The 10778-nt window shown below is 35.4% G+C and carries 8 protein-coding genes; 6 read left to right on the top strand and 2 right to left on the bottom strand.

Going from position 1 to position 10778, the window contains the following annotated elements:
- Window positions 1-157: 157 nt before the first annotated feature.
- Complete coding sequence (locus tag ACIQ0D_RS02410; protein WP_395802752.1) at window positions 158-2788, bottom strand: valine--tRNA ligase; 2631 nt, start codon at window positions 2786-2788, stop codon at window positions 158-160.
- A 364-nt stretch (window positions 2789-3152) separates the two neighbouring features.
- On the opposite strand from ACIQ0D_RS02410, the gene ACIQ0D_RS02415 reads away from it, so the two are divergent.
- From ACIQ0D_RS02415 to mazG, 4 genes are all read left to right on the top strand, one after another.
- Entirely contained in the window at window positions 3153-5201 is a 2049-nt protein-coding gene (locus ACIQ0D_RS02415) for a M13 family metallopeptidase (protein ID WP_395802754.1), read from the top strand.
- A gap of 96 nt (window positions 5202-5297) precedes the next feature.
- Window positions 5298-5810: a rhodanese-like domain-containing protein gene (locus tag ACIQ0D_RS02420; protein WP_395802755.1), complete on the top strand. Its 513-nt coding sequence runs from the start codon at window positions 5298-5300 to the stop codon at window positions 5808-5810.
- 14 nt (window positions 5811-5824) lie between these two features.
- On the top strand, window positions 5825-6499 hold the full coding sequence (gene mnmD, locus ACIQ0D_RS02425) for a tRNA (5-methylaminomethyl-2-thiouridine)(34)-methyltransferase MnmD (RefSeq protein ID WP_395802757.1): 675 nt from the start codon (window positions 5825-5827) through the stop codon (window positions 6497-6499).
- Window positions 6500-6537: 38 nt separating this feature from the next.
- Entirely contained in the window at window positions 6538-7347 is an 810-nt protein-coding gene (gene mazG / locus ACIQ0D_RS02430) for a nucleoside triphosphate pyrophosphohydrolase (RefSeq protein ID WP_395802759.1), read from the top strand.
- 34 nt (window positions 7348-7381) lie between these two features.
- On the opposite strand, the gene ACIQ0D_RS02435 is transcribed toward mazG, so the two are convergent.
- Entirely contained in the window at window positions 7382-8602 is a 1221-nt protein-coding gene (locus ACIQ0D_RS02435; protein WP_395802761.1) for an ABC transporter permease, read from the bottom strand.
- Window positions 8603-8710: 108 nt separating this feature from the next.
- On the opposite strand from ACIQ0D_RS02435, the gene ACIQ0D_RS02440 reads away from it, so the two are divergent.
- Complete coding sequence (locus ACIQ0D_RS02440) at window positions 8711-9976, top strand: exo-beta-N-acetylmuramidase NamZ domain-containing protein (protein WP_395802763.1); 1266 nt, start codon at window positions 8711-8713, stop codon at window positions 9974-9976.
- Between the two features lie 96 nt (window positions 9977-10072).
- Window positions 10073-10778, top strand: a 706-nt coding sequence (gene fmt / locus ACIQ0D_RS02445) for a methionyl-tRNA formyltransferase (RefSeq protein ID WP_395802765.1), incomplete at its 3' end; no start/stop codon positions are given.

Here is a 10778-nt window from a genome sequence, read left to right on the forward strand (position 1 = left end):
ATTTAAATCTATCGGCATTTTTTATGATGAATATTTTTTAAGACGGAATTCCCTTAGAGCCTGAGTTTAATTACTAAAACTAACCAACTAACTACTAACCAACTAACTACTAACCAACTAATTACTAATTACTAATTACTAACTACTAATTACTAACCTACAAAGCCCCTAGTGCCGCTTCAAGAATTTTCAGTTTTGAAAGCGCATCCTCTTTCTTTTTACGCTCATTTTCCACCACTTCTTCTTTTGCATTTTGCACAAAGCGTTCATTGGAAAGTTTCGCATCTATTGAACGTAAAAAGCCTTGGAAATATTCAATATCCTTAGTCAAACGTTCTTTTTCTGCCTCTACATCAATATTATTAGCTAAGGAAATAAAGAATTCATCTTTTCCAGCCATGAAAGTATTAGCCCCTATAACTGGTTCTGAAACAAATTCTGACGTGCTAATATTTGCTAGTTTAAAGAGTATTGGCAGATAATTTTCATAATTAATGGCAGAATTTACACGTATGCTTAGTGGAAGTGCTTCCTTAGGCGAAATTTGCTTCGCATTTCTAACATTTCTAATCTCAGAAACTACCTGTTTTACGGTTTCTACATCACTTAAAAGAGTCGAATTAAATTTTGCAGCTTGCGGATAAGGCGCTACAATGCAGCAATCCAACTCAGCGCGTTCAGCAAACAGATCATCATGCCATAGTTCTTCAGTTAGGAAAGGCATGAATGGATGCAATAGCTTTAATATTCGCTCAAAGTACTCAATGGTAATACGATAGGTTTCCGGATCAATCGGCTGCTGATAAACAGGCTTGATCATTTCTAAGTACCAGGCACAGAAATCATCCCACACGAGCTTATAAATGCCCATTAATGCATCAGAAAGGCGGTATTGCTTATAATTATCCTCGATTTCCGTGAAAGCTTGGTTAAATGCAGATTCGAACCAATTAATTGCTTGTTGATTGGTATTTGGCAGACTTTCATCTACTTCCCAACCTTTTACCAATCGGAAAGCATTCCAAACTTTATTGGCAAAATTTCGACCTTGTTCGCAATAGCTTTCATCAAACATTAAATCGTTTCCTGCAGGTGAGCATAAAAGCATTCCTACACGTACTCCGTCGGCACCAAAACGTTCAATTAAATCGATAGGATCAGGTGAATTCCCCAATGATTTAGACATCTTTCTACCCTGCTTATCGCGCACAATACCAGTAAGATACACATTTTTAAAAGGAGCTTTACCTCTAAATTCGTGGCCCGCCATGATCATTCTAGCTACCCAAAAGAAAAGAATTTCTGGTGCAGTAACTAGGTCATTCGTGGGATAGTAATAATTAATATCCTTATTATCAGGGTCTTTAAATCCATCAAACACAGAAATCGGCCATAACCATGATGAGAACCATGTATCTACCACATCATCATCTTGACGAATATCTGAGTGATCTGAGTCTGGAAATTGCTTTTTAAATTCCTCAATCGCTTCATCTTTGGTTTTTGCAACCACCCACTCCCCTTTCAAATTATACCAAGCCGGAATTCTTTGTCCCCACCACAATTGCCTACTGATACACCAATCCTTCACATTCTCCATCCAATGCTTATAGGTATTGATGAATTTCTCGGGAATTAGCTTCACTTCACCATTTAAAACATAGTCTAAAGCTGGCTCCGACATTTCAGACATCTTACAGAACCATTGCATCGAAAGCTTAGGTTCAATAGCAGCATCGGTACGTTCAGAAAAACCGATTTGTGATTTATAATCTTCTACCTTCTCTAAAGCCCCTGCTTCATCCAGCATTTTATGGATCATTTTACGAGCAATAAATCGGTCTTCACCAACCAAAATCTTCGCATTCTCGTTTAATGTACCATCATCATTAAGGATATCTATTACTTGGAGCTTATGTTTAACACCCAATTCATAATCATTTAAATCATGTGCTGGAGTAACTTTTAGGCATCCGGTACCGAATTCCATGTCCACATATTCATCTTCAATTACAGGTATCTCTCTGTTTATCAAAGGAATAAAGACAGATTTGCCTTTTAAATGCGTAAAACGTGGATCTTTAGGATTAATACAAATGGCAGAGTCTGCCATAATCGTCTCGGGACGAGTAGTGGCAATGGTTAAAAAGCTTTTAGATGAACTATTTTCATCTTTTACCTCATATTTAATGTAAAAAAGCTTCTGATTTACCTCTTTACGAATAACTTCTTCATCCGATACGGCAGTTTTCCCTTTTGGATCCCAATTAACCATGCGAATTCCACGGTAAATCCAGCCTTTCTTATATAAATGAATAAAAGTATCAATAACAGCTTCAGAAAGGTCCTCCTCCATGGTAAAACGCGTTCTGTCCCAATCGCAGGAAGCACCCAATTTCTCCAATTGCTTTAGAATAATACCTCCGTATTTGTCTTTCCACTCGTAAGCATAGTCTAAAAACTCTTCCCTACTCACATCCTTTTTCTCAATACCTTTTTCTTTGAGCATGGCAACCACTTTAGCTTCTGTAGCTATCGAAGCATGATCTGTTCCGGGTACCCAACATGCATTTTTACCCTGCATACGAGCCCTACGAATCAATACATCTTGAATGGTATTATTGAGCATATGGCCCATGTGAAGCACTCCTGTCACGTTAGGTGGCGGAATTACAATCGTGTATGGCTCTCTTTCATCAGGTACAGAACGAAAGAACTTTTTATCTAACCAATAGGAATACCATTTATCCTCTGTTTCTCTTGGATTATATGTTTTTGGAATACTCATTTGCCAAAGCGGAATTTAAAATTGTAAAAATACATTTTTGGAAGGTATTTTTTGAATAGACTTTAAGGGTATTTTCAGAAATTTGAATGATTGAAGATTTTAATACCTAATTCTGAAGCAGTTTTATCAATATTCATTTAAAGAATTGCTTAGAAAATTACAATGTTGATAAATATATGAGCGAATACTTTATGTATAAAAAATGTATATAACACAATACATATTCTTGATTATCAATAGTATATAGCTATAAAATAAATTAAGAATTAAAAAATACTTTCTATCATAGCCATCTGATTTTTACATTTTTTGCTTTTTTAATAATCAATATTTTTACATTTATAATCGAACCAAAATTGAACACATGAAATATCATAAAATAGTTATTTCGGCTTTATGTTTAAGCCTATTTTCTATTCATGCAAATGCTCAGCATGATTCAAAACCAGCTAAAAAACCTGTTTTTATAGATAAATCAGGAATGGATTTAACTAAAAATCCAGGTGACGATTTCTATAATTATGCAAGTGGAAATTGGATTAAAAACAATCCCGTTCCAGCAAAAGAAACAAGATGGGGAAGTTTTAACATCCTTCGCGACTTTAATATCAATGCTGTTAAAAACATTTTAGAGGAGTCGGCGAGCAATAGAAAAGCTCCTGCAGGTTCTGTTGAGAAACGAGTTGGCGACTTCTACGCTGCGGCGATGGATAGTTTAACCATTGAAAAATTAGGTTATAGCCCCATCAAAGCTGATTTAGAAAAGCTTAATCAAATTAGCGACCTAAATGGTATCATCAATCAGTCTGCAATTATGCGCACTTATGGCGGGGGATCTCCATTTTTTGGTTTTAACGTGGGTCAAGATCGTAAGAATGTTAAAAACTTCGTTCCTCAACTGAGCCAGGGTGGCACTACCCTTCCTGACCGCGATTATTATTTAAAAAATGACTCAAGGAGCCTAAAAATTCAAGAATCATACAAAAACTATATCATCCAATTATTTACATTATCTGGATCTAGTCAGGCTGAGGCTACAAAAGCAGCTGAAACGATTTTTACCATTGAAAAGGCTCTTGCATCGTCACAAATGAGTCGTGTGGAGATGCGCGATCCTTACAAAACCTACAACAAATTTTCGGTTAATGATTTCAGCAAAAGCACATCTAACTTAAATTGGGTGAGCTTAATGCCTTTAATGAAAGTCAATGGGCAGGATACTGTTTTAGTTAACTCTCCAAAATTCTTCAATGAATTAAACACATTATTAGCTTCAACACCAGTTAATGAACTTAAAACGTATTTAAAATGGAATGTACTGAAATCTTCTGCTCCTTATTTAAGCTCAGACTTTGTGAATGCTAGTTTTGAATTTACGCAAGTTCTTAGCGGTCAGAAGGTGCAAACTCCACGTTGGCAGCGCATGTCGTCGCTTACAGATGGTACTATTGGCGATCTTTTGGGGCAGACTTATGTGAAGAAACACTTCAAACCTGAAGCAAAAGCAAGAATGCAAGAATTAGTTAGTAATCTTATCAAAGCTTATGAAATCAGGATTAAAAACCTAGATTGGATGACTGAAGTTACCAAGCAAAAAGCATTAGATAAATTATATGCATTTACACCAAAGATTGCCTATACTGATAAATGGAAGAACTATGATGGACTTGAAATAAAGAGACAATCATTTTTCCAGAACCTAAGAAATGCTGGTGCTTGGGGATACGAAGACATGGTAGGTCAGTTAGGTAAACCAGTTGACAAGAGTCGCTGGGGTATGACTCCACCAACAGTAAATGCCTACTACAATCCCGTAAACAATGAAATTGTTTTCCCAGCGGGTATTTTACAATTTCCATTTTTCGATCCAAATGCAGACGATGCAGTGAATTATGGAGGCATTGGTGCAGTTATTGGACATGAGATTTCGCATGGATTTGATGATTCCGGAAGTCAATATGACAAAGATGGCACCTTAAGAAATTGGTGGACAGATGAAGACCGTGCACGTTTTAAAGTAAAAGCAACAGCATTACAACAACAATATGATGCCTATACCGTTCTGGATACTATCCACGTAAATGGTAAACTTACTTTAGGAGAAAATATTGGTGATCTTGGTGGTTTAAATGCTGCGTATGAAGCCTTTAAAATGACTAAACAAGGGCAGAGCAATGAAAAAATTGATGGTTTTACTCCAGATCAGCGATTTTTCTTGTCGTGGGCCCAAGTTTGGAAAGGAAATATTCTAAATGAAACAGCAGCACAATTAATCCTGACAGACACCCACTCTCCTGGACCATACCGCACGATTGGAGCTCCAGTAAACATGGATGCATGGTACAACGCTTTTGATATTAAACCAGAAAATAAGCTTTATAAAAAACCAGAAGACCGCATTAAGATCTGGTAAAATTTAACAAAAAAAAGCCCTCTATAGATATAGAGGGCTTTTTTAAGATTTCTTAAATATTTATTTAGGTAACAATTGCTCCTCCTAAAATTAATTATGAATAAAAAAAGTTTGATTTATTTCTTGTTGATTATTTCTTGCTTTTCAAGTTTTGCACTAAAAGCACAAGTTAAAAATCAGGAATATAAACTAATGTTAGACAGTTTATATGAGCATAATGTTCCACTCATCTCTGTTGACGAGCTAAAAAAACTTAATAAACAGGGTGTCTATCTTTTGGATACGCGAGAAGAAGAAGAATTTAATGTGAGTCACATAAAAAATGCCCGTCATGTTGGATATTTCTGGTTTGACATGCGAAAAGTATATGATATTCCATTAGATTCAAAGGTTATTTTATATTGTTCTGTAGGATTTAGAAGCGAGAAAATTGCGCGTAAACTATTAGATGCAGGTTATAAAAACGTTTTTAATCTATACGGAAGTTTATTTGAATGGGTAAACCAAGGGAATCCTGTTTACACCAATAAAGGTGTTCAAACTGCCGAAATTCATACCTATAATGAGGAATGGGCACGTTGGGTAAATCGCGGGACTAAGGTAAATTAATTAAAAGCCAATAAATGAGTCACTTAAGTTTTGTCATGACCGCTGATGGGTCAAAAACTATTTTCAATGAAAAAATTGGCGAAAACTACCATTCACGACATGGGGCGCTTCAGGAAAGTCAACATGTATTTTTAAAATCAGGACTTATCCATTTTCTAGAAAAGCATCAAGTAACAAAAGCATCCGTCTTGGAAGTAGGTTTTGGTACAGGATTAAACTTTTTAGTAACAGCAGATTATTGCCTAAAAAACAAAATAGAATTAGATTATACAGGCATTGAAGCCTATCCATTAAATGTGGAAATGATTGCTCAAACAGGCTATGGCGATTATATTCCGGATAGTTTATGGAACAATTTTCTTAATAAATATCCAAAAGCATTAAATGAACCTAGCGAAATTGACACGCTTTGTTCAGTCCGAATAATTGAAAAAGAATTGCTTCAATTTACATCGCAAAAGCAATTTGATGTCATATATTTTGATGCTTTTGCAGCAATTCATCAAGCAGAAATGTGGAATTTAGACTCTTTAACACACATTTCTAAGTTCATTAAGCCAGGCGGCATATTTGTAACATATGCCATTACCGGTGAACTAAAAAGAACCATGAAAAGCCTAGGTTTCAGCATAGAAAAAGCACCAGGAGCCCCAGGAAAGCGGGAAATGCTAAGAGCAAGCAAATTGTAAAAAACAAAAAGCTATTTTTACCGAAATTATTGCAAAATATGTCAGCCCCAAATATTATCCCAGCAGCAGGAAATGATCCTGCAAGTGCATTTGAACGCCTTTTAACGATCATGAATACGCTCAGGGAACAATGCCCTTGGGATAAAAAACAAACGATGGAGACCCTTCGCCATCTCACCATCGAAGAAACTTATGAGCTTTCTGATGCGATTTTAGATGGCGATATGAATGAAATTAAAAAAGAGCTTGGAGATATCATGCTTCACCTTGTTTTTTATAGTCGTATTGGAAGTGAAAATCAATCTTTTACCATTGTGGAGGTTTTAAATGGTATTTGTGAGAAATTAATTCATCGTCACCCACATATTTATAGCGATGTGATTGTTGAAGACGAAGCAGAGGTGAAACGTAATTGGGAACAGTTAAAATTAAAAGAAGGGAATAAATCAGTATTAGAGGGTGTACCTTCCTCCCTACCTGCATTGATTAAAGCTTCCAGAATTCAAGAAAAAGCTCGAGGTGTAGGCTTTGATTGGGAAGAAAAGGCTCAGGTATGGGAAAAAGTAGAGGAAGAACTTCAAGAATTCAGAAATGAATTTAATACACTTGACAATACAGCAATAGATAAAGAAAAAGCAGAAGGAGAGTTTGGCGATTTACTTTTTTCTCTGATAAATTATGCTCGCTTTATTGATATCAATCCTGAAGACGCTCTAGAAAGAACCAATAAAAAATTCATAAAGCGCTTTCAATACTTAGAAAGTAAAGCTAAAGAACTCGGTAAAAACCTAAAAGATATGAGTTTAGCTGAAATGGATATTTTTTGGAATGAAGCTAAAAATATCTAATTGTACTAGATATTTTAATTTAAAAGAAATATTTTTACTTGAATCGTATTGCTTTCAGAGGTGAGATTCGACTAACTAATAGTGAAGGAATTAAAAGCACTAATAAACTAATAACTAAAGTTCCTGCATTAAGAAGAATAATATCTCGAATATTGAGCTGAACTGGTACAAAACTCATGTAATAGGAAGCTTGATCGAGTGTAAAAAAATGAGTTTCTTGTTGAAAAATCCCTAGACCGATACCTAAAATATTACCACTCAAAAGACCAATTCCGATTAAATAACTCGCATTATAAAGAAAGATTTTACGAATATTCCAATTTGAGCTTCCTAAGGCTTTAAGAATTCCAATCATATTGGTACGTTCTAAAATCATGATTAAAAGGGCAGAAATCATATTAATTACAGCAACCACAATCATCAAAAATAAAATAACCTCGGTATTTACATCTAATAGTGATAGCCATTCAAAAATGGCCGGATAATATTGTTTCACCGAATAGGATTTAAGATCCACACTAAGCTCATCATACACTTGGGCTTCAATTTGTTCTAGATTGTCAAAATTATCGACTCTTAACTCATAGCCACCTACTTGATTGTTTTCCCAATTATTTAGACTTCGAATTAAGTTTAAATCCCCAATTACAAAAACTTTATCCACTTCTTCTACACCCAAATTATAGATCCCTACAATTTCAAATTTTCGTTTTCGAAGAGAATTTTCTATGAAGTACATCAAAAAATCATCCCCAACCTTCAAATTAAGTCGATCGGCAGTATATTTTGAAATTAATATTTGTGATTTAGATTTTGTGGAATCGGAGAAATCAATAAACCTCCCATCTACAAGAATATTCTCAAAATATTGACTGTTGTAATTTTTATCTACCCCTTTAAGCACTACGCCTTCAGCTTCATCGCCAGCATTAATTATTCCCGGTTTAGTTGCAAAAGGCTGGATAAATGAAATTCCTTTGCTTTTACTGATTTTCGAATATTCCGTATCAGACATACTAAAAGGAGTATTTTCATAGGATGAATTTAGATTTAGTTTTGAAATCTGTATATCCCCTGAAAAACCTCTCACCTTCTCTCTAATTTCAGTTTTAAAACCTTTTACTATCGCCACTGCCAAAATCATAACAGCAAGACCGAGCATAATTCCAAGAATTGCGATTCGCACAATTAGCTTTGAAAAAGTACGCTTTGAATTAAAAGTGATTCGCTTAGCGATGAAAAAAGGTAAATTCAATTCTGAAAAGGTTTTTTTTGTACCTTAGCAAAGATGCATTTTTTTTAATTTCGTTTTAAAAACAATTCATCAAAAAGGTTCAATTTTGATCTATAATTTAATAATAATATGTCGCGTTACACTCATTTAATTTTAGCAGCATGCCTTTTTGTGGGACTAAGCAGCTCAGCACAACAGATACAAATTGGAAAAAACAATGTGCCAGACCCGAAAAAGGTAAGCGTAGAAAACATTGACAAAGTTAGGGGCAAAATCCGTACAGGTGCCGAGCAAACAGAACTTTACTTACCCTATTTAAAGGGTAAACGCATTGGTATGGTTGTTAACCCTACTTCAATCATTGGAAATACTACGGTTGTTGATAGTTTATTAGCATTGGGTGTTAAAATCGTTAAAATTTTCGGTCCGGAGCATGGTTTCCGTGGTGATGCAAGCGCAGGAATTCATGTAGATGATAGCATTGATGAAAAGACAGGCATTCCAGCAATTTCACTTTATGGTAAACACCATAAGCCAAGCAAGGAAGATCTTGCAGATGTTGATTTATTGATTTATGATATTCAGGATGTGGGCGTAAGATTTTACACCTACATCAATACATTACAGCATGTAATGGAGGCTTGTGCTGAAAATAACAAGGAATTATTAATTCTTGACCGACCAAATCCAAATGGATATTACGTAGATGGCCCAATTTTAGATCCAAAATTGAAATCGGGAGTTGGTATTAACCCAATTCCTATCACCCATGGATTAACCATTGCTGAGTATGCTCAAATGCTAAATGGTGAGGGTTGGTTAGAAAATAAAGCGGTATGTAAGATTAAAATCATTAAGAATGCAAACTACACACATGCAATGCCTTATGTACTTCCCGTTAAGCCATCACCGAACTTAAATACGGCACAATCAATCTTATTATATCCTACTTTATGTCTTTTTGAGGGTACGATAATTAGTCAGGGGCGTGGGACCTATTTCCCATTCACAATACTTGGAAACCCCGATTTAAAGGGGCAATATAAATTCTCATTCATGCCAAAAGGAATCAAAGGAATGAGTGAAACACCATTACACATGGACAAGGACTGCTATGGTTTAGATTTACGTCAATACAGTGCAAATAAGATCCGTAAAGAAGCTCAAATCAACCTAAAATGGTTAATTGAACTTTACAATGCTTACCCTTACAAAGAAAAGTTCTTCGATTTTAAGCAAAGTAAGCAAATGGGTAATTTCGATAAACTTGCCGGAACTTATGATTTAAAGCAGCAGATTATTGCAGGCAAAACAGAAGAAGAAATTCGCCAAAGTTGGGAGCCTGGATTATCTCAATATAAAATCATGCGTAAAAAATATCTGCTTTACCAATAAAAAAAATTGATATAATTGCTAGAGGTGATGTTTAAGCATAAAATCAAAATGCTTTAACATCACCTCTAATTTTTAATAAAATTTGAATTCTCTTGTATGAAAATTGTGTTCATGGGTACGCCCGATTTCGCTGTTGCATCCTTAAATGCATTATTGGAAGCGGGTTTTGATGTAGTTGGAGTTATTACTGCGCCTGATAAACCATCAGGCAGGGGACAAAAAATTAATGAATCAGCGGTAAAGCAATTTGCACAAGAAAAGGGACTAAAAATTTTACAACCTGTGAAATTAAAAGATCCTGAATTTATCAATGAATTACGATCACTACAAGCTGATCTTCAAGTAGTTGTTGCCTTTAGAATGTTGCCCGAAATGGTGTGGAATATGCCTCCAAAAGGCACCATAAACCTACATGGATCACTCCTCCCTCAATATCGCGGTGCGGCACCCATCAATTGGGCCATCATCAATGGTGAGAAAGAAAGTGGCGTGACTACCTTTTTGTTGAAGCAGGAAATTGACACTGGAGATATTTTATTTGCGGAAAGCGTAAAAATTGAAGAACAAGATAGCGCAGGCGACCTCCATGACAAACTAATGACAATTGGCGCTGATTTACTCGTCAAAACCGTAAAATCCATTGAATCAGGAGATTATAAAGAGATTCCGCAAGACAAAATGTCTGAAAAGGAACTAAAATCAGCACCAAAAATATATAAAGAAGATTGTTTAATTAACTGGAATCAAGAGGTTAGAACCGTTCAAAATCATATCCGTGGCTTGAGTCCCTACCCGACTGCCT

This window comes from Daejeonella sp., assembly GCF_044342615.1.
Lineage (GTDB): Bacteria > Bacteroidota > Bacteroidia > Sphingobacteriales > Sphingobacteriaceae > Daejeonella.